General features: G+C 69.7%; 9 protein-coding genes and 2 pseudogenes. 2 read left to right on the forward strand and 9 right to left on the reverse strand.

What is annotated here, in order from left to right:
- Window positions 1–11: 11 nt before the first annotated feature.
- From OG251_RS39945 to OG251_RS39980, 9 genes are all read right to left on the reverse strand, one after another.
- Complete coding sequence (locus OG251_RS39945; protein ID WP_326682162.1) at window positions 12–4,001, reverse strand: non-ribosomal peptide synthetase; 3,990 nt, start codon at window positions 3,999–4,001, stop codon at window positions 12–14.
- Window positions 3,998–7,189, reverse strand: a complete 3,192-nt coding sequence (locus OG251_RS39950; RefSeq protein ID WP_326682163.1) for a non-ribosomal peptide synthetase — start codon at window positions 7,187–7,189, stop codon at window positions 3,998–4,000. Before OG251_RS39950 ends, OG251_RS39945 begins: the two co-directional genes overlap by 4 nt.
- On the reverse strand, window positions 7,186–8,970 hold the full coding sequence (locus OG251_RS39955; RefSeq protein ID WP_326682164.1) for a non-ribosomal peptide synthetase: 1,785 nt from the start codon (window positions 8,968–8,970) through the stop codon (window positions 7,186–7,188). Before OG251_RS39955 ends, OG251_RS39950 begins: the two co-directional genes overlap by 4 nt.
- Before the next feature lie 26 nt (window positions 8,971–8,996).
- Window positions 8,997–9,176, reverse strand: coding sequence for an MbtH family protein (locus tag OG251_RS39960; RefSeq protein ID WP_326682165.1), 180 nt, complete (start codon window positions 9,174–9,176; stop codon window positions 8,997–8,999).
- Window positions 9,177–9,219: 43 nt separating this feature from the next.
- Window positions 9,220–11,103, reverse strand: a complete 1,884-nt coding sequence (locus OG251_RS39965; RefSeq protein ID WP_326682166.1) for a SidA/IucD/PvdA family monooxygenase — start codon at window positions 11,101–11,103, stop codon at window positions 9,220–9,222.
- A 1,170-nt stretch (window positions 11,104–12,273) separates the two neighbouring features.
- Window positions 12,274–12,465 (reverse strand): pentapeptide repeat-containing protein, encoded by a 192-nt coding sequence (locus tag OG251_RS45110; RefSeq protein WP_365600627.1) that lies wholly within the window; start codon window positions 12,463–12,465, stop codon window positions 12,274–12,276.
- Between the two features lie 49 nt (window positions 12,466–12,514).
- Window positions 12,515–13,408, reverse strand: a complete 894-nt coding sequence (locus OG251_RS39970) for an oxygenase MpaB family protein (protein ID WP_326682167.1) — start codon at window positions 13,406–13,408, stop codon at window positions 12,515–12,517.
- A 24-nt stretch (window positions 13,409–13,432) separates the two neighbouring features.
- Window positions 13,433–14,377 carry a 4-hydroxybenzoate octaprenyltransferase gene (locus OG251_RS39975; protein ID WP_326682168.1) on the reverse strand — a complete coding sequence of 315 codons (945 nt, stop codon included), beginning with the start codon at window positions 14,375–14,377 and terminating at the stop codon, window positions 13,433–13,435.
- Between the two features lie 306 nt (window positions 14,378–14,683).
- On the reverse strand, window positions 14,684–15,949 hold the full coding sequence (locus tag OG251_RS39980) for an MFS transporter (RefSeq protein ID WP_326682169.1): 1,266 nt from the start codon (window positions 15,947–15,949) through the stop codon (window positions 14,684–14,686).
- A gap of 185 nt (window positions 15,950–16,134) precedes the next feature.
- On the opposite strand from OG251_RS39980, the pseudogene OG251_RS45115 reads away from it, so the two are divergent.
- Window positions 16,135–16,293: pseudogene (locus tag OG251_RS45115) on the forward strand (MbtH family NRPS accessory protein); the annotation flags it as partial.
- 169 nt (window positions 16,294–16,462) lie between these two features.
- Window positions 16,463–20,713: pseudogene (locus OG251_RS39985) on the forward strand (amino acid adenylation domain-containing protein); the annotation flags it as partial.
- Window positions 20,714–20,806: the final 93 nt, after the last annotated feature.

Here is a 20,806-nt window from a genome sequence, read left to right on the forward strand (position 1 = left end):
CTCCCCCGCTTTCATGTGCGCTCGCGCAGAATGCTCTTGAAGATCGAAGCCAGCGTTCCCTCGTGGTCCGCGGACATCACGCTGTAGTGATCCGCGTCGACGTCGTGGATACGGACCTCCTTGGCGAAGGCTCCGATTCCGCGGTCGGCGGATTCCCGTACCTGCCGCGGGTAGGGGCTCTCCGCTCCATCCGCCGTGGCCCTGACGAGGTCGACCACCAGTTCCGACCGAGCCGGCCGGTAGGCACGAAAGGCTTGCAAGGTTCCGGCCAGCACCCGCAGCATCCCGGTCTCCGTCTCACTGGGGAGGCCGTCCGGCACCAGGCCGCGCCGACGCAGCGTGGCCACCGCTTCCTCGGGGGTATCCCCTGCGGTGTCCTGGAGGCTGTCCCCGATCCAGGAGTCGATGAGGACCGTGGCCAGTGGAGCGCGTCCACGGCGGTCGAGCGCCGCGGCGAGTTCGTAGGCGACGTTGCCGCCGAAGGACCAGCCCGTCAGCACCAGCTGTCGTGAGGCGGCCAGTCGCTCGACGAGCGGAAGGTAGACCGCGGTGAACTCCTCCACCGAACCGGGAGTCCTGGCATCCGACTCCAGACCGGGCGCCTGCAGCCCGAGGAAGGAACAGCGGTCCGCCAGCGCGCGGCTGAGCGGAAGGTACGGCAGTGCGGAACCCGTGGCCGCGTGTACGCCGATGACCAGCGGCCCTTCTTCCCGTGGCATCAGCGGAACGACAATGTCCTGCTCACTGCTGGTCGTCTCGCTGATCCATGCGGCGAGTTCTCGCGGTGTGGGATGGGCGAAGATCGTCGCCACGGACGGCTTGATACCCAGGCGCTCCTTGCACACGGCCGTGAGCTTGAGTACTTGGAGGGAGTGCCCGCCCAGGGCGAAGAAGCCCGTGTCAGGATCGGCCGACGGGATCTCCAGGACGTTCTCGAAGACGGCACATACCCGAGCCTCCAGCGAACCGTCGGCCGGCTTCGGCCTCCTGACCGTGTCCCCCGTCGGTCGCCCGGAACCCGCACTCCGCCGGCTTTCCTTCCAGAGCGCTGTCAGGGCGGCTTGGTCCGTCTTGCCGTTCGGGGTGGTGGGGATGGTCTCCACCTCCACCAGGGCGGACGGGATGATGTTGTGCGGCAGCCGGTGCTCCAGATGACTGCGCAGGGCGCGCGGATCGGGTACGAAACCCTCCACCGGCACATAGAAACCGATCAGTCTCTGTTCAAGTCCGCTCCCCGTCACCAGCACGCGGGCGGCGGCGACCTCGGCCGACGCCAGCATCGCCTGTTCGATCTCCGCGGGTTCCAGACGGATCCCTCTCAGCTTCACCTGCCGGTCGCTCCGGCCGAGGTACTCCAGCTCGCCTCCCGGCAGTTGTCGGCAGACGTCCTGGGTGCGGTACATCCGGCCGCCCGGCACTCTGCTGTAGGGGTCCGGGAGAAACTTCTCCGCCGTGGCGGCGGGACTGCCCTCGTACCCGTCGGCAAGCCCCAGTTCGCCGGCTATGTACAGCTCTCCAGGCATACCCACAGGGACCGGCCGCAGGTCCGCGTCGAGCACGTACAGGCGTACGTAGGGCAATGGATGACCGATGGGTACGGTCCCCACGGGCCCGGGCCGGGTGAGGTGGTAGCTCACCGCGCCGGCCTCGGTGGGCCCGTACAGATTGATCAGTTCGGCTTCGAGCTTCCGGTGGGTCAGGGCCACGAGCCCCGGCTTGAGCTCCTCACCGGCGGACAGCACATGGCTCAGGGAAGGGCATCCGGAGGCGTCGAGCTGCCCCAGGAAGCTCTCCAGCATCGAAGGGACGAAGTTCACCACGTTCACTTCATGCCGCTGGACGAACCGCGCGAGATAGCTCGGGTCCAGATGGCCGTCAGGGTCCGCCACCACGATCGTGGCCCCCTGGTAAAGAGGCCAGAAGAGCTCCCACACGGACACGTCGAAGCCGTAGGGCGTCTTGAGAAGGAGGCGATCGCCCGGGCCCACCGGTATCAGGTCCTGAAGCCAGTCGAGAAAGGCCAACGACGCGTCCGTGGGATAGGCAACAGGCTTCGGCCGTCCCGTGGACCCTGAGGTGTGCAGCACGTAGGCCGTGCGCTCCGAGGACAGCCCGTCGACGGCGGTGTCCGGAAGGACATCCCCTACCGCGTCCGGATCCGCCAGGCTCTCCGTGCGCACAACGCCCCAGGGGCCGTCGGGCACCTTGTCAGCGGTCGCGCCATGGGCCGTGACAAGGTCAATGTCCAGCGCCGACAGCATGCCGTGGAGGCGTTCCCGCGGGGCCGATGGGTCCAGGGGGACGTAGGCCGCGCCGATCGCGCACACCGCGTGCAGGGCGGCAACCATGTCGAAGGAGCGCTGCATGAGCACGCCCACCCTGTCGCCGGGCCGCACACCGCGCCCGTACAGGCCGGCGGCGAACCGCTCGACTCTCTCCCACAGTTGTGCGTAGGTGAGCGTCCCCTCGTCACCGAGGAGCGCCACGGCATCCGGTGTCCGCCGCGCCTGCTCTCCGAAGGGCTCGCTGAGTGTCCGGTACGGCACCGTCGGCCGGGGCGAAGCGGCGGGCGGGAGAACCGTTTCCTCGTCGCGGGGACCGGTCAGTGCGTGCTCGGCCAGCTGGGCGTCCGGCCCATCGGTGAGCGAGCGGAGCAACTCTAGGTAGGCGTGGACGAAGCCCTCCACGAACGCCGTATCCGCCAGCCCGGGGAACCACTCGGCCTGCCCCTCGATCACACGGTCCGTCTGCTCCAGCGAGAGCGTCAGGTCGAACTTGGCCGTGCCGGTGTCCAGATGCGTGGGAGCCACCGTCCTCCCCTCCCACTGCAGCTGCCCGCCTGGAGTGTTCTGCCAGGCCAGCATGGTGCGGAACAGCGCGCTCTCCGATGTGTCCCCGCTGAGGCCGAGGAGTTCGACGATGCGGTCGAAAGGCGTGTCCTGGTGGTCCTGCGCTTCCATGACCGTGACGCGCACCCGCTCCAGAACGTCCCGGAAGGTCCGGACACCGGTCAACTCGGTGCGCAGCGGGAGTGTGTTGACGAAGAAGCCGACGACGTTGTCGAGGCGAGGGTCGGGGCGTCCTGCGAACGGTGCGCCGACCACCACATCGTCCACACCCGCCACCCGTTGCAGCAGCACCTTGAACGCGGACAGGAGGACCACGAAGGTGGTCGTACCGGCCGACTCGGCGAGCCGCTCCACGGCGGAGACCGTGGGGGCCGGGATGACGAAGCCCATGAGCTTGCCGGCGGCGTGATCCGCCGGCCGGCGCGGGGCGTCACTGAACGGAGTCGGCGCGGCCGGGGCGCCGGACAGCTTCTTGGTCCAGTACGCCTCGTCCTCGGGATCGAGCGACTGCCCGGAGGTCTCGGCCACCCAGTCGAGGAACCGGAAGGACGGAACCGGGCCCAGGCTGCCGCCGCTCAGCAGGGTGCCCAGTTCATCGAGAAGGACGCCGACGGACCACCCGTCCACGACGATGTGATGGAAGCACAGCACGAGGTGCCAGCGGTCATCGGCAAGAAGGACGGCCGCACACCGGAAGAGCGGGCCCTCGTCCAGCCGGAACGGACGCTCGGCGCAGTCCGCGGCGATCCGGCGGGCCGTCCGGTCGGGGTCCGCGTCCGCGGACGGGGCCCGCAGGTCGTGCCAGGCGAGGGGCACTCCCTCACCCGGTACGACCTCCTGCCGGGGTTCACCGTCCTGCTCGGTGAAGCGGCAGCGCAGGACCGTGTGCCGGTCCTGCACGATGTGCAGGGCGTTCTGGAGGGCGTCCCGGGACGGCGTCCCGTGCAGCTCCGCCATCAGGGCAATGTTGTAGGTGGCTGTCCCCGGCTTCAGCTGTTCGAGAAACCACAGCCGACGCTGGGCGACCGACAGAGGCCCCCCGGTGTGCGTTCCGGCTCCGGCTCCGGTGGTCGTCCGGCCCAGCCCCTGCGCGAGCAGCTGGGCCACCAGCTGCTCCTGGCGGGAAGCGGACCCGGTGAGGTGCTCGCTCATGCGCCGTTCTCCTCCAGCAGTGCGGCGGCCTTCTTCTCCAGGGCAGCCATCACCAACCGTGCCTGCCCTTCCACTGTGGGGGCGTGCATGAAGTCCCGGACCGACAGCCGGATCTCGAATGAGGCCTTGAGCGTCGCCAGCACACGCGTGGTCTGAAGCGAGTTGCCGCCCAGGGCGTAGAAGCCGTCGCGACGGCCGACTTTCCCGATCCCCAGCACCTCTGCCCACACAGCGGCGAGATGAGCCTCCAGAGGCGTCTGCGGTTCCTCCCAGGGCTTCTCCTCCTCGAAATCGGAGGGCCGCGGTTCGGGCAGCCGGTTTCGATCGATCTTTCCGCTCGCCGTGCGTGGCATTTCGCCGAGGTGGACGAACGCACTGGGAACCATGTACCAGGGCAGGCTGGACGCGGCGTGGCCGGCCAGCTCCGCGCGACCGGCCTCCCGCCCGACGGTGTAGGCCACCAGGCAGAGGTCACCGCCCGGTCCGGGACGCGCGATCACCACGCAGGAGGTGAGGGCAGGGTGGTCCAGGAGCACGCTCTCGACCTCACCGGTCTCCACCCGGCAGCCCCGGATCTTCACCAGGTGATCGGCACGGCCCAGATAGACGATCTCCCCGCCGGCACGGCGCCGGACCAGGTCCCCGGTGCGGTAGAGGCGTTCGCCCGGCCGCGCCGGGTACGGGTGGGGAACGAAGCTCTGTGCGGTGAGGCTCGCCCTGCCCACGTAGCCGCGGGCCAGGCCGTCCAGTCCGGCCACACAGAGCTCGCCCGGCATGTCGTGGGGAACCAGTTCCTGCGACTCGTCCATCACATAGAGCCGGTAGGCGCCCACCTGCGTGCCGATGACCGACAGTTCGGGGAGGGAGTCACCGTCGCCTTCCCATACAGCGACCTCGGAGGTCTCGGTCTGGCCGTACTGATTGTGCACGGGCACCCCGAAGTGCTGCGCGGCCCGCTCGATCAGGGCGGCCGAAGCGGCCTCTCCGCTGAGCGCGACCCACTGGAGGTGGGCGTATTCCTGCGGGTCGACTCCGTCGAGGTAGACCTCCAGCATGGAGGGCACGAAGTGCGCCAGCACGACGGGGTGCTCGCGGAGGAGGTCCGCGATGTGCTGGATGTCGGACTCGGCTTCGGCATCCGCCATAACGACGGTCGCACCGGTCATGAGAGGGAGGAAGATCTCCCAGATCGCGACGTCGAAGATGAGCGGCGTCTTGTAGAGCACCGCCTTCCCGCTGCCCAGCGCGTAGCGGCGCCGCAGCCATTCCAGACGGGTCCCGGCGCACAGATGATCGATGGCCACGCCTTTGGGCCTACCGGTCGAACCCGACGTGTAGTACACGTAGGCCAGGCCGGACGGATCAGTGGCGCGGGTCGTCGCGACAGCGTCCGGAACCGTTTCCGCGTCGGGGACGAGCAGGGGTGCCAGGCCGTCGAGCAGGTCGAGGCACTGCTCGTCGGTCACGACGAGGGCGAGTGAGGCGTCATCGGCTATGCCCGCCAGACGTGCCCTCGGGAGGCGCGGGTCGAGCGGCACGAACGCCCCGCCGGCCTTCAGTATCGCCAGCAGCGAGACGATCTGCTCGACCGAGCGCTGCATGCATACACCGACGACCGACTCCCGGCCGATGCCTCGCTCGGCCATGACAGCCGCCAGGGCGTCGGATCGCCGGTCCAGTTCGGCATAGGTGACGTTCGCTCCGTCCGCAACGATCGCGATCGCGTCAGGGGTTCGGGCGGCCTGTTCCACGACAGGGCCGTGCAAGGTCCAGTCGATCCGGTAGGACTCCACGCCCTGCGCGGTGTCCCGGAGGATTCCGGCCCTCGTCCCGTCCGGGAGCAGCGGAGCTTCCCCGACGGGAAGGGAGCGGGAGACCGGCGCCCTGCGCAGCAATTCGCCGAATGCCAGGCCGAACTGCTCGGCCCAGTCGGCGTCGAAGGTATCCGTCGCGTATTCGAGCTCGCAGGTGAACGTGTCCGATTCCCTGACGACGGACAGCGTGAGGTCGAACTTCGCCGTTCCGTTGTGGACGTGCACCGGCTCCGTCCTGCAGCCGGGCAGCGAGAGAGTAGTTGCCGACTCCGTGTTCTGCATCACGAAGACGGAGTCGAACAGGGGGTTCGCGTCCGCGCTCCGATGTGGTGCGACGGCGCCCACGACCTCGTCGAAGGGCAGTTCCTGGTGGCTCAGGGCCTCGCGCATGCGCTGCCCGACACTCCGGACCGCGTCCGTGAGCGAGGTTCCCTTGTCGAACTCGGTGGGAACGGCCACGGTGTTGACGAAGTAGCCGAGTATCGACTCGCTCTCCGGAGTCGTCCGGCAGGCCACCGGCACCCCCGTGCTCACCACATCATTCAGCGAGTAGCGGTGCAGCAGCGCCTGGAAGGCCGCCAGCAGGACGGAGAACGGCGTCGCCGAAGCCTGGGAGGAGACCTCCTCGACCGGTGCCGCGGGAACACCGAACCGATGGATCGCGCCCGCACGCGGGCCGTCGGCGGCACGGTTGCGACGCGGATGGATGGAGAGAGGCGGGTACCCCTGTTCGAGCGCCTCTTTCCAGTACTGCCGGGATCGCCGGGCCTCGTCGCCGGAGCGCCAGCCCTCCTGCCACTGGGCGTAGTCCCCGTACTGGTGGGGTACGGCCGGCAGGGCCACGTCGGCGCAGGCCGCGTTGAGATCGCCGAAGAAGATGTCGAGCGACCACGCGTCGATCACGGTGTGGTGGAAGACGAACAAGAGTCCATGGCTGCCGTCGGCAAGCGCGTAGAGGTGGACCCGCAGCAGGGGCGCGCGGGAGAGGTCGACGGGCTCGCAGGCGTCCTTGTGCGCGGCACGGATGAAATCGTCGAACGACTCCGCGTTCCTGCGCTCAACCACGAAGGGTGACGGTTCGCAGATCTCCTGGCGAAGGCCATCGGCGTCGACGACCAGCGCTGTGCGGAGAGCCTCGTGGCGTTCGACGACCAGGGAGACACCGCGTTCCAGAGCCTCGGCATCCAGCGGGCCGTCGATGTGGAAGGCCACGGGCACATGGTACGGAACGGTGCTCTCGTCGGCTTCCGCGAGGAACCAGAGCCGGCGCTGCGCCGCCGATGCCGGGGTCCGGTCGGCCGTCCTTCGCTTGGGGAACCCGGCCGCGGGTGGTGCCTGCCGGAGCCGGTCGAGCAGGGACAGGGGCTCACTCATAACGGTATCCCGGGGGAATCGAGGTTCTCGAACCGCTGCTCGAGGACGGTGGCGATGGAACGTACGGTGCCGGCCGTGAAGAACTCCTCCACGGTGAGGTCGAGCCCTGTCAGCCGGCGTAGCCGGCCGACGAGTTGAACGGCTTTGAGGGAATTGCCGCCCGAGTCCAGGAATTCCTGATCGATCGACATCGGTGACCGGCCCGTCACTCCCGCCCACACTTCGGCGACGGCGGTGTGCAGCTCCGAGGCACCGCCCATGGACCCGTCCCCGGCCTCCGCGTCGAGCGCGTGTACGGGCAGGGCATCACGGTCCAGCTTGCCGTTGCGGTTCACGGGGAACTCGTCCAGAACCACATAGTGCGAGGGCACGGCTGCCGCCACGAGGGTCTCCGCGAGAAGACGCCGTGCGTCGCCGGGGCTGAAAGGAGAGTCCGTGAGCACGTAGCCGACCAGCCGTCCACCGGTCTCGTCGGGCACGACCTTGGCGGCGGCCTCCCGGACGCCCGGCAGCTTCCGGAGAGCGGCTTCCACCTCCCCGGTCTCGATGCGGTTGCCGTGCAGCTTCACCTGGCTGTCGGTCCTGCCCAGGTACAGCAACCCGGCCTCGGGGTCATGCCTGACCCGGTCCCCGGTCCGGTACATGCGCTCTCCGGGTGGGCCGAACGGGTCCGGCAGAAACTTCTCGGCCGTGAGGACAGGCTCCCCGAGGTAGCCGTGCGCGAGGTTCCCGTCTCCGCCCAGGAAGAGCTCACCGGCCTCACCGTCGGGAACCCGTTCGAGGTGCTCGTCGAGGACGTAGGTACGGAACCCCGGGATGGCTTGCCCGATGGGTGTCGAGGCATGGCCGTGGTTCTCCCGGTAGGTCCACCAGGTGCATTCGCCCGACTCCGTGGGCCCGTACTGGTTGTCCACCCGGATTCCCAGTTTCTGGTGCACAGCTTCCGCCAGTTCCGGGGAGAGCGCCTCACCGCTGGCGAACAGATGACGCAGCGAGGGGGTGAACTCCCCCACGTCCTCCTGGTCGAGGAAGATGCGCAGAACCGACGGCACGAAATGGGCGACAGTGATCCGCTCGTCCCTGATCAGCGCGGCCACTCGCGCCGGATCCCGGTGCTCTCCCGGAGAGGCGAAAACCAGGGTGGCACCCACGGACAGCGGCCAGAAGAACTCCCAGAACGACACGTCGAATCCATAAGGTGTCTTCTGGATCACCCGGTCGCCCGGCCGGAGGCCGTACGTCTCCTGGAGCCAGCGCAGCCGGTTCACCGCGCCCGCGTGGGGGTAGACAACGCCCTTGGGTTTCCCGGTCGATCCGGAGGTGAACAGCACGTAGGCGGCAACCGTAGGAGAGACCGCGATTGCCGGCGCCTGCCGCCCGGGCGTGCACTCAGCTGCGGGCACCTGTACCACGCCGAGGTCCAGCCAGTCGCGCATGGCTCCCGCACCGCCGGTAAGCACCACCCGGGCACCGGATGTACGGAGCATTCCCCGCACCCGAGCGTCGGGAAGCTCTTGCTCGATCGGCAAGTACGCCGCACCCGCCTTGAGGATGCCCAGCATGCCGGCAATCAGGTCGAACGACCTTGGGCAGGCGACGGCCACGACATCGCCCGGCAGCACGCCCTTCTCGACAAGTATCGCGGCAATGCTGTCAGAGGCCCTCCGCAACGAGAGGTACGAGTGATCGATCCCCTCTGCCCGCACAGCCACGGCTTTTGGAGACTGCACCGCTCGATGGTCGAACAGCTCGTGCACACCGCCTGGTTCGGCATCGCTCATCGAGAATTCCCCCACAGCACCGGCCATCACCGCGCGCTCTTCGGACGCATGTCCGTCCACAGCTCCTCGATACGACCCAGGCATTCGGCCCTCTCCGCCGGCTCGCCCACCACCGTCCAGCCGTCCGGGATTCGTCGACCGGCGCGCCAGATCGAGTACTGCTCTTCAATGTTGCGGACAACTACATATGCGCCAGGATTTTCCATGATTCCTCGTCCAAGTTCCAGTCAGCTGGGGCTGAGGAGCGGTTCACTGCTGGTGAATGCGGGCCACAAAGTCATGGTGCTCCTCGCCCGCGCCCTCACGGAGAACCGCCATGGCACGCTTCCGATCCTCGTCGTTCCGGTCCTGGGAGAGCTTGAAGCGGCCGGTCAACGATTCGATGTCCAGCTCGAACCCCACGATTCCACCGATAAGCTTCTCGATACGCGAGTCGTTCTCGTCCAAGCGGTATGCGCCATCAGACGGATCAGCCTTCTCGCTGATGCTGGCGAGACCCGAGACAACCTGATCCTGGTTCTCCAGAACGCGCACGTGACCCCGCACATGGACAGCTACGTAATTCCAGGTCGGCAGCTGATCCGTCGCATAGGTCCTGGGCGATATATAGGAATTCGGACCGTGGAACACTGCTAGCACCCGGCGGCCGTTGAGATTCGGGACCTGGGGGTTTCCCACGTCGAGATGACCGAACAGCACCCCCTGCTCACCCCGTTCCCGGTCAAGGATCAGCGGAAGGTGCGTCGCGAACACCTCACTCTCGTCGTCCGAGGAGATCAACGTCGCGAGCGGGAAGCGCTGCAGGGTTTCCAGAATGGTTGCCCTGTCCGGCTCGATGTGCCGAGCAGGCGGGTATTCCACCTCATCCACCGACGGTGCTTCCGACCTCTGCCGCACGTCTTCAGCTATCTCGGCGGACCGGAAGGGCAGGAGCGAAAGCAAGGTGTCGCCAATACCGTGGGACAACTCCGCGAGGCCCTGAAAATAGATGCCGGCCGTCAGTTCCGGTGCACTGTCCGCTCGGTACGCACGACTGACCAGGAAATTACCTGATTCGTTCCGCCGCAGATGCGGGATGACATCCCGGAACATCTCGGGGTCGAGCTCGCGGTGATAGCCCGTAGCCAGCACGAGGCCGTCCAGGTTCAGGCTCCGGCTACCCTCCGGGCCACCGACGGTCACCCCGATCCCCGAGGGGCCGGCGTCCGCCGACAGCAGCCTGCTGGACCGGCAGAGCACGAGCCGCGGCACGTTCCCACGGACCTGATCCTCGTAGCCCATGCGGTACAGGTCTTCGATGAGGTCGAGGTCCACGACGCCGTAGTTGGTGCTGCGCGCCTCCGCCAGCCGGGCTGCGCGGTCATGGGCGGCGAAGTGGCCGTCGACCTCGGCGGAGAAGAAGACCTCGTTGCTGTACGGGCTGTCGTCCGCGGGCCGGAAGGAGTATCCGGGGAGAACCGCGTGGACGCGGCTCAAGGGGTACTTCGCGAGGATGTACTCGATGATCTCCGCAGCGGACTGACCGCCGCCGACCACGGCGAACGACAGATCCGCCGAGCGATCGGGGAAGCTCTTCGGGAAACGCTCAAGGAATTCCGCGGTATGAATGACACGCTCGTCACGCGGAGCCACGCCTGCGACCCGATTCGGGGTTCCGCCCGGGGCGTACACGACATTGCGCGCCTGATAGGTGACGTACTCCCCTGAATTCGCGAGTTCCGCTCTGACCGTGAAGCTGCGCGCCATACCGTCGATACCGAAGTCCGGACTGACCGACGTCACGCGCGCCCCGAAGACAGTCTGGTGCTCGAAGTACCCCGCCACCCAGCGAAGATAGTCCTGGAACTCAATACGAGAGGGATAAAATTCCCGGAGATTCGCGAACTCCTCCAGGCGACCCTTCGCCTTGAGGTACGCAAGGAAAGAATAAGGGCTTTCCGGATTACGCAGCGTCACCAGGTCCTTCAGGAACGAAATCTGCATCCGGGCGCCATCAAGTAACATCCCCGGATGCCAGCCGAATCTCTCTTTGGCCTCCAGGAAGAGTGATCTGGATGGATTCTCCCCCTCTGCTATGGCAGCAGCCAGCGCCACATTGGAAGGACCGAATCCAATCCCCAGCAGATCGAGCATAGACCTTCTCCTCAATAATGCAGAAATTATCGTGGTCTGGGCAGCTCAGTAAAAGTTGGCATGGTGAACAGGAGCCAACTCTCGGGTACGATGCGGCGCGGTTCTTCAGCTATTCATATCAGACACGCGCACATTTGCGTAATCTTTCGAAGCCGGCCGACGCCGGCATCCATGGATGAGGGTTTATCCGCCCTTCACCACAAGCGATCCAGTGCCGCGTGAAGGCCTATGAAGACCTGAGGCCCACCCATTTGGCAAATATTGCCAAGACCCCGTCCCTCATTTACCCCCGGTACACATGTACTGACAAGCACGCATGCCCACCCCCACCGCGGAGCGCCCCCAAAGCGCTAGGAGCGGCTGCAAATTGTCGTGCCGGCGTGACACCCACGCAAGACCACTCCCATAACCACCTTTTAATACAATGAAGTCGATCGCCTGTCAACCATCAGCCTCCGCAGCCCTTTAGCCGACTTCGAGGGGATCGATGGATGTGCCCCGGCCTGGTCAATCACCATGCAGCGCGCCATCCACGCGCCTTTCCGAGGGCCCACTACTACCGTCGAGCCCATGACTAGTGCCATATCAGGCAACGTTTGTCCGGTTCACGACCTCACGAAGGCCCTTCGCTCGGTCGATTCCCCCGAAGGCGAAGTAACGCAATGCGGTGAACTGGACCCCGATCCGGCTGAGCCCGGAGCTGCCGGATCGGGGAATGGGCGATCTTGAGTTGTTCGCCTCCGTCCACCTCGCGAAGCGCCGGCACCGTTTCGTCGTCAGGCGCGGGAAGTGGTTCTCACAGACGATCGCAATTGCGTACGCCCATCGGATGCCGTGAACACAGGTAGAGGAAGAGGGAACTTCGACCTCTTCCTGGTCTCCTTGACGTGCCGCAGCGGCCGGGAAGTCGGCCGGCTTCACCGGGCTCCGGCCGGGAACGGCAGGCCGTGGTGTTCACCGCCGGCCCCACAGGGTCTGCTCGTTCCCGTCATGCCCGGGGTGGCCACCCGATGACGTCTTCCGCCTGGACATTACGCGGGGACGCTCCCCCGAACCGGGCACCGGTGACGTCGGTCAGCCCGAGCGGGGGCATGCCCGTGTTCACGCTTGCGAACCTGGCATCGGTCAGATCGGTGTCGCGCGGGTCAGCACCCCGACGATCGCATCCGGCTAAGGGCTAGCACTTAGGCCGACCTCGCGCAGTGACGCCCCACGCGCATCTGCGCCGCTGAAGTCACAGAACTTGAACGAACACCCGTCCAGGGTGGCGTGGCGCAGATCGGCCCCGATGAACGAGCAGCGGGTGAACCGCAGCCGCGGGCGGGTCGGTGGCCGTCGCCCGGATTTCCGACCGTCCGTCATCCGCTGTCCGCCGGCCGATCATCCAGGTCGTGACTGGTCCGCGCGGCCTCTACCCCTGCCGCGCCCCCGACAGCCGCCCCCGCGCGGCGGCCTGGATCTGGGAGGGCCCGAGCCCCCACTCAAGGGTTCGTCCGACGGCCGTCGCCAGGGGTCGGTCCCAGCCGGCGCGGACAGGGGCCGGGCGGTGGATGCCGAGTTCGGTGCGGGCCCAGTCGGGGAGGATTCCGACCGAGGCGTTCGTGAGGAGGCCCACGGCCAGCCGCTCCCGTCGTGTGCGACCGAAGCGTCGGAGGAACAGCACCGAGTCCAACGCGGCTTGCGTGGCATGGAGTTGGGGGCGGACACGGGACAGGTAACGCTCGACTTCGAGGGACGTGCGCGGTACGTTCCGTGCGCCCAACGCCTCGGCGAACCGGCCTGCTTGGCGGTAGTAGGCATCGCACTCGGCGGGCGTCAGCCGAAGCGGCCGGGGTGCGTAGCTCTGGTGACCGGCGAGAAAGCTGCGCACCTCGGCGGTATGGACCCAGGTGAGCAGATCGGGGTCGTCCGCACGGTACGGCCGGCCGTCGGGGGCGGTGCCGTGCACCCGGGTGTGGATCCGCCGGACGAGGTCGATCACCTCGCGGGCGGCGGCCGAGGAGCCGAAGGTGGTCGTGGTGATGAACCGTACGGTTCCGTTCAGCCGCCCGACCGGATCGGCGCGGAAGTCGGAGTGCTGGTCGACCCCGGCCATGGCCAGCGGATGCAGCGACTGGAGCATGAGCGCGGCGAACCCGCCGGTGAGCATCCCGGTGGCCTGCCCGTGCACCCGCCACACCGGGTCCCCCGGCGCGATACCGAACAGCCCGGGATCACCGGGCGGCCCGGCATACCGCTCCAGCTTGAGATCCCCGCCATGCATGGTCGCCGTAAGTTCCGCCGCGATCCGTTCCCGCAGTCCCACCAGCACCTCCAGGGTCGGTGTCCCTCAGCCGAGGGTACCGACCCGCCCGGCCAGCACGGCCACGAGGATGAGCAGTCCGCACAGGGGGTTGGTGCCGAACGCCCGCCCGCAGGCTCCGGCGTCCGCAGGGTTCGCCCGCCATACCTGCCACCCCAACTGCCCGGCGACCACGCACAGTCCGGGCCAGTACAACGGCCCGAGCCCGGCCACGGCCCCGAACCAGGCGAGCAGCACCACACACCCCGCGTACACGCCGCCCACCAGTACCCGGCTACGGCGCCCCAGCAGCACGGCGGCCGACCGCACGCCGGCCCGCACATCGGCCTCCCGGTCCTGGCAGGCGTAGATCACGTCCGTCCCCACGGCCCAGCAGATCAGCGCCCCGTACAGCACCCATCCCCCGCGCCCGAGCCCTCCGGTGAGCAGGACGTACACCAGCGGCACCGTCCAGTTGATGGTGAGGCCCAGCCACACATGCGGCCAGTGGGTGACCCGCTTCATATACGGATACACCGCCGCGAGGGGCGCCCCGACCGCCGCCCACACCACCGCTTCCACACTCCAGAACCCCATCACCAACGGCGCGACGGCCCCCACCGCGACGCACAGGACCAGGGCCCGCCCGGCCGCCAGCCGTCCCGAGGCGACGGGCCGCCCCGCCGTACGGGGCACCCGCGCGTCGAACCGTGCGTCCAGCACATCGTTGAGCCCGCAGGCGGCTCCTCTCGACAGCACCCCGAACACCAGGAGCAGCAGTCCGAGCAGGACCCCGTCCCGGGGCCCGGCTGTCGCTCCCAGGGCTATCCATCCGGGCACCACCAGCAGCCAGGCCCCCACCGGCCGGTCGAGCCGCAGCAACTCCAGATACGGCCGCGCCCCTGAGGGGGCCCGCCGCACCAACCGGGCAGCGCGGCCCTGGGGCGAGGCTGGGGCCGGGGCTGGGGGCGGGGCTTGTGAGGTGACGGTCATCCCGATTCATGTCCCTTCCCGGGGGATCGCACGACGATCGGTCCAACCTAATCCCGAACAGAGCGAGTTGGCCGTCCTTCCAGGGGTCCCGGAGGGACGCTCCTGCGGGCCGGGAAGCGGTCGATCGGCGCGGGCCGGGCGGTGGCAGCGATCGGTTCTGCGGTCATGACGACCCGCTTCAGCAACGGGTCGCATCGGCCATCGTGGACTGACCGCGCCCAGGAATCAGCGACGGCGCGACGGCCTTCCTGTCCTTCACCGCGCGTCGGCCCACGGGTGCGGCCCGCTCGGTTCCGGCCGGAATCCTCAACCGTCGCCGGCAGGTGCGCCCGGCAGGTCGCGGAGGCCGCGCAGCGGCGCCACGAGCAGGAAACCGCCGGCGGCCACCAGCGCGGCCGTGACGACCCACATCGTGGGGCGGGCACCGAAGAGGGAGGCGAGGGAGCCGCCCAGGAGAGCGCCGAGCGGGATGGTGCTGTAGTTGAGGAACAGGGTGGTCGCGGTGACGCGGCCCAGCAGCTCGGACGGGCAGTACGCCTGCCGGAAGCTGACGATGATGACGTTGCAGGCCACCACCCCGGCGAGCATCACGGCCGTTCCGCACACGAAGAACGCCAGCCGCGGCCCGGGACCGGTGAGCGCGGTCAGCAGGCCGAAGGGCGAGGCGGCGAACTGGATGGCCAGGAGGGCGCGTGCCGACCCCATGCGTGTGGCGAGCCGGCCGGCCACGAGGCCGCCGAGCACCCCGCCGAGACCGCCGCAGGAGACCAGCCAGCCGAGCGTGTCGGAGTCGACGCCGACGGTCCGCACGAGAAAGACGATCTGGACGGCCTGGAGGCCGGCCATCGCCAGATTGACCGCCGCACCGAACGCGGTGACGGCCCGGACCTGCGGATCTCCGACGACGAAGCGCAGGCCGTCGGAGATCTCGCGGCTCAGCCGCCGCCGGGGTGCCGGGGCGGAGCGCGGAGCGTCGGAGCGGATGGCCGTGAGACAGAGCGACGACACCACGAAGGAGACCGCGTCGAGGAGCAGGCCCGGCACACTGCCCAGGGTCTGGGCGATCAGCCCGCCGAGGCCGGGGCCCACCACCCTGGCGGTCTGGTCCCCGGCCTGCAGCTGCGCGTTCCGCTCCATCAGGTCCTGTGTGGGCACCAGTTGGGGCAGATAGGCCGAGTAGGCGGTGGAGAAGAAGACGGAGGCGGCACCGGAGATCAGGGCAGCTCCGAGGAGATGCCCGATGGTCAGGGCTCCCAGCCACCAGGTGACCGGCACGCTCACGAACACCGCCGCGGAGACGGCGTTGCACACGAGCATCACCCGGCGCGGGGCGAGACGGTCGACCCACGCACCCGCAGGCAGGCCGAGTATCAGCCACGGCAGCCACGGCGCGGCGGTGAGCACGCCCATCACGAACGGCGAGGCGTGGAGGGTGGTGACGGCCACGAGCGGCAGCAGGACGGACGTCACACTGGTGCCCAGCTTGCTGGTGGTCTCGCCGATGAGCAGCAACCGGAAGTTCCGGTGGGGTCGCCGGTCCCGACCCTTCGCGGACTGCGCGGCAGTTGGCATGGCGGACTCCATCAGGGGCCTCCGGACTTCGACGACCGACGGATTTCTGACGCGCCACGGAAGGTGCGGTGGCCGTTGGTTCGCGCTGGAGCGTACAAGTTCGTCGCCCCGGAAACCAGGGTGGCCGTTTCCCACGGGGGCGGCCCTTCGGCTCGACCGTTTCCATTGCCAACGAACCGTGCCCCATGCCAAAGTCGAGCCCGGATGACCTGTCCGTTCGAGAGCGATTCCGGTCATTTCCCGGTCCTGTCACTGAGGAGGACCAGCACTCCCTCCGGCCTATGGAATTCAATATTCCGGACGGGTGGAACGCGGCATTCGGACCAGGCCCGCGGGTGGCCTGCCTGGACTGCGTCCGGCACGCCCGGACCGGCATGCGGCCGACGGGCCCGCGCGCCACGACGGACATGGCACCGCACCGGCGACGGCCTGTTCCGAGGGCGCCGCGACCGCCTCCGGTCCCTCCGTCATCGCCCACACCGGCAAACCCCTTTCCCTTGCAAGGAGCTGTCCGTGGTCACCAGCGCGATCGACCTCCTCACCCGCTTTCTGCGGGAGGCGGCCCGGCACCCCGAGCGCGCCGCCGTGGTCACACCGTCGGAGTCGGTGACGTTCGGCGAACTGGGCGAGCGCGTGGAGCGGACTGCCCGGGCGCTGAACTCGGCGGGCGCGGAGCCCGGTACGGCCGTCGCCCTGAACCTCCCCCGCGGTATCGGCCTGGTGACGGCGATGCTCGCGGTGTGGCGGGTCGGCGCGGCGTACGTCCCGCTCGACCCGGCCCACCCGGCGCACCGACGGCGCCTGCTCGCCGAACAGGCCGGCGCGCGCCTGGTGCTCACCGCGGAGACGGACCGCACCGAGTGGCCGACGGGCGCGTGCCGCCTCGATCCGGCCTCCGGCCCCGGCCCGTTCGCCTGGGGCACACCGGCCCCGGTGAGCGACGTGCCGGACGGCGCCGCGGCGTGCGTCGTCCACGCCTCGGGCACCCTCGGGCTCCCCCGGGGGGTGACGGTGACCCGGCGCAACACCGCCCATCTCGTCCGCGCGTTGGAGGACAGCGGTGTCTATCCCCCGGCCCCCTCGCGGGTGGTGTGGAACGCGGACCTCGGCTCCGACGCCCCGTTCCAGCAGTGGACCCGGATCTGCCGGGGCGACACCCTGCTCCTTCCGACCGACGAACTGCGCGCCGACCCAGAGCTGTTCGCCCGGTTCCTCGCGGAGTACGGGGCCACCGACCTCGACGCCACCCCGTCCCAGTGGGAGGTCCTGCGCCCCTACGTGGTGCCCGGGACGCCGGACACCGCTCCGCTGCGGCTCCTCCTCGGCGGGGAGCCCGTGTCCCCGGCCCTCTGGGCGGACCTGACGCGACATGCCGAGCGGGGGCGGGTGGACGCCGTCCATCTGTACGGGCCGGCGGAGTGCACGTTCGTCTCCACCGCCGCGCCCGTCACCGGCCCTTTACCCCATATCGGTTCTCCTCTGCCCGCCGTACGCGCCCATGTCCTCGACGGCGCGCTGCGACCGGTGGCCGAGGGCGAGCCGGGAGACCTGTACCTCGCGGGTGACGGTGTCGCCCTCGGGTACGAGGGCCGCCCGGGGCCGACCGCCGAGCGGTTCGTCGCCGACCCCCATGGTCCGGCCGGCACCCGGATGTACCGCACCGGCGACCGGGTCCGCCGGCTCCCCGGCGGACAGCCGGCCCGCCTCGGCCGGGTGGACGACCGGACCGAGCCGGGCGACTCCCCCGACATCTCCGACACCCCGGCACGGCCGCTGCTCGGCCTCTTCGAGGAGCGCGCCGGGAGCGCCCCGGACGCCACGGCCCTGGTGTTCGGCGAGGACAGCGTCTCGTACGCGGAGCTCGACGCCCGTGCGAACCGGCTGGCCCACCTGCTGGCCGCAAAGGGCGCCGGGCCGGAGACGGTGATCGCCTCGGCGCTCGACCGGTCGGTGGAACTGGTCGTCGCGGTGCTGGCGGTGATGAAGACCGGGGCGGCCCACCTTCCGGTGGATCCCGGTTACCCCGAGGCGCGCATCGCCCACATTCTGGGCGACGCGGCGCCGGCGCTGCTCCTCGCGGATTCCGGCACGGTCCTCCCGGACGGCACCGGCGTACCCCGTACCGACATGGACGATCCGGAGACCGGCGCGGCGCTGCGGCGTGCCCCGGCGGCCGCCCCGCCCACCGGCGCCCGGCGCGCACAGGGCGAACTGCCCGCGTACGTCATCTACACCTCAGGGTCCACGGGCCTGCCCAAGGGCGTGGTCGTCACCCGCTCCGGTCTCGCCAACCTGGCCGCCCATCAGCGCGGCACCCTCGCGGTGGACACCGACAGCCGGGTCCTGCAGTTCGCCTCGCCCAGCTTCGACGCGTTCTTCTGGGAGCTGGCGATGGCGCTCTCCGCCGGGGCCACGCTCGTCCTGGCGCCCGCCCGCAGCCTGCTGCCCGGGCCCGGTCTGTGCCGTCTCGCCGACGAGCAGCGGATCACGCACGTCACCCTGCCCCCGTCCGTGCTGCGCGTCCTGCCGTCGGACGCCCTCCCGCGCGTACGGGTCCTGGTCGCCGCCGGCGAGGCACTGGACGCGGAACAGCAGCGGCGCTGGGCTCCCGGCCGGACCCTGATCAACGCGTACGGACCGACGGAGACCACGGTCTGCGCCACGATGAGCCGACCCCTCGCGGAGGGCTCCGGCACGCCGCCGATCGGCGGGGCTGTCCGGGGCGCGCGCCTCCATCTGCTCGACGCCGCCCTGCGGCCGGTGCCCGCCGGAGTGGTGGGCGAGCTGTACGTCGCCGGAGCGGGCCTGGCCCGCGGCTACCTCGACCGGCCCGGAATGACGGCGCAGCGCTTCGTCGCGGACCCCTACGGCCCGGCCGGGACGCGGATGTACCGCACCGGCGACCTGGCCCGCCGAAGGGCTTCGGGCGAACTGGAGTTCGCCGGGCGCGCGGACGACCAGGTCAAGGTGCGCGGGCACCGGATCGAACCGGGCGAGATCGAGGCGCGGCTCGTCGGACACCCCCGGGTGTCCGCCGCCGCGGTGGCCGTGCACGAGGACCAGGACGGCGACCGGAGGCTCGTGGCCTACGTCCGCCGCGAGCCGGCCGCACCGGCGAGCGCCGGTCTCCCGAGGGACGCGGACCGCGTGGCCGACTGGCGGCTCGTCCACGACGCCGTGCCCGCCGACGACGGACCGACGGCCTTCGGCGAGGACTTCAGCGGGTGGAACAGCCGCTACGACGGCAGTGCGCTGCCGCTGGAGCAGCTGCGGGAGTGGCGCGACGAGACCGTACGGAGCATCCGCGCCCTGCGGCCCCGGCGCGTCCTCGAACTCGGCGTGGGCAACGGACTGTTGCTGTCACGCCTCGCCCCCGAGGCGGAGGCCTACTGGGGGCTCGACCTGTCGCCCCGGGTGATCGAGCGGCTGCGGCGGCAGGTGGACGGGCAACCGGATCTGGCCGGGCGGGTCGTCCTGCACAGCCGGCCCGCCGACGACCACGAGGGCGTCCCGCGCGGGTACTTCGACGTGGTCGTCATCAACTCCGTCCTCCAGTACTTCCCCAGCGGGCACTATCTCGCCCGGGTGCTGGAGCTCGCTGCGGCCGCCCTGGCGCCCGGCGGCTCGGTGTTCGTCGGCGATGTCCGGCACCTGGGGCTTCTGGAGCCCTTCCACGGGGCGGTCGCGGCCCGCTCGGCGAACGCCGCACCGGGCAGTGCGGAGCATCGCCGGGCCGTGGCACACGGCATGGCCACGGAGCCGGAGCTGCTGGTGGATCCGGAGTTCTTCCGGTCGCTGACGGTCGCGGCCGAGGGGTCCGTGCCGCGCTTCGCGACCTGCGACGTACGGCTGAAACGGGGAACCCATCACAACGAGCTGACCCGCTACCGCTACGACGTCGTCCTGCGCCGCACCGGCGGCGCGCGGCCCCGCACCGGTGCGGTGACGGATCTGCTGTGGGGAGCGGAGGTCCGTACGCTCGACGGCCTCGCCGCCATCCTGCGGGACGGCGCGCGGGACGCCGCGTCCGTCCGGGTCACCGGGGTGCCCAACGCACGCCTCGCCGAGGATCTGCGCGCGTCCGGCAGGTCGCCGGGCTCCCGTCCAGACCCGGAGGACCTGGCGCGGCTGGGCGAACGGCTGGGGTACCGCGTCGTGGTGCGCTGGTCCGCGAAGGCGGGGCCCGACCACGTCGATGCCGAGTTCTCCTTCGGGGAGCGGGACTTCCCGCCGGAGGCGGGGACCGGGCCGATGGTGGATACCGAGCGCCATGTCAACGTCCCCTTCGCGGCGTCCGACGACGCGGAGCTCATCGCGTCGGTCGCCGCGTGGGCTTCCGCGTACCTCCCCGGGCCCATGGTGCCGTCCGCGATCGTCGTCCTCGACGAGTTGCCGCTCACCCCGCACGGCAAGCTCGACCGGGCCGCCCTGCCCGCCCCTCTCCGCGCCCTGCGGAGTCCCGGCCGCCGGCCGCGGAGTCCGCAGGAAGCAGCGCTGTGCCGGATGTACGCGGAGGTCCTCGGGCTCGTCACGGCGGAACCGGCGGACGGAACGGACCGGGCCGGCCCGGCGAGAGAGCCGGACGCGTCGAGCGGGACCGGACCGGCGTTCGCGGTGGGGATCGACGACAGCTTCTTCGCGCTCGGTGGCCATTCACTGCTCGTCACCCGGCTGGTGAGCCGCGTCCGCGCCGAACTGGGGGTGGAGCTCCAGGTGGGCACGGTCTTCGACGCGCCCACGGTGGCCGGCCTCGCCTCCCGGCTCACGGGGGCCCGCAAGGCGCGACCGGGCCTGCGGAGGATGCCTCGCCCCGACTGACGCGGCGCGGGCCCGCGACACCGAACGGATCAGATACGG

The sequence above is a fragment of the Streptomyces sp. NBC_01237 genome (genome assembly GCF_035917275.1).
Taxonomy (GTDB): domain Bacteria; phylum Actinomycetota; class Actinomycetes; order Streptomycetales; family Streptomycetaceae; genus Streptomyces.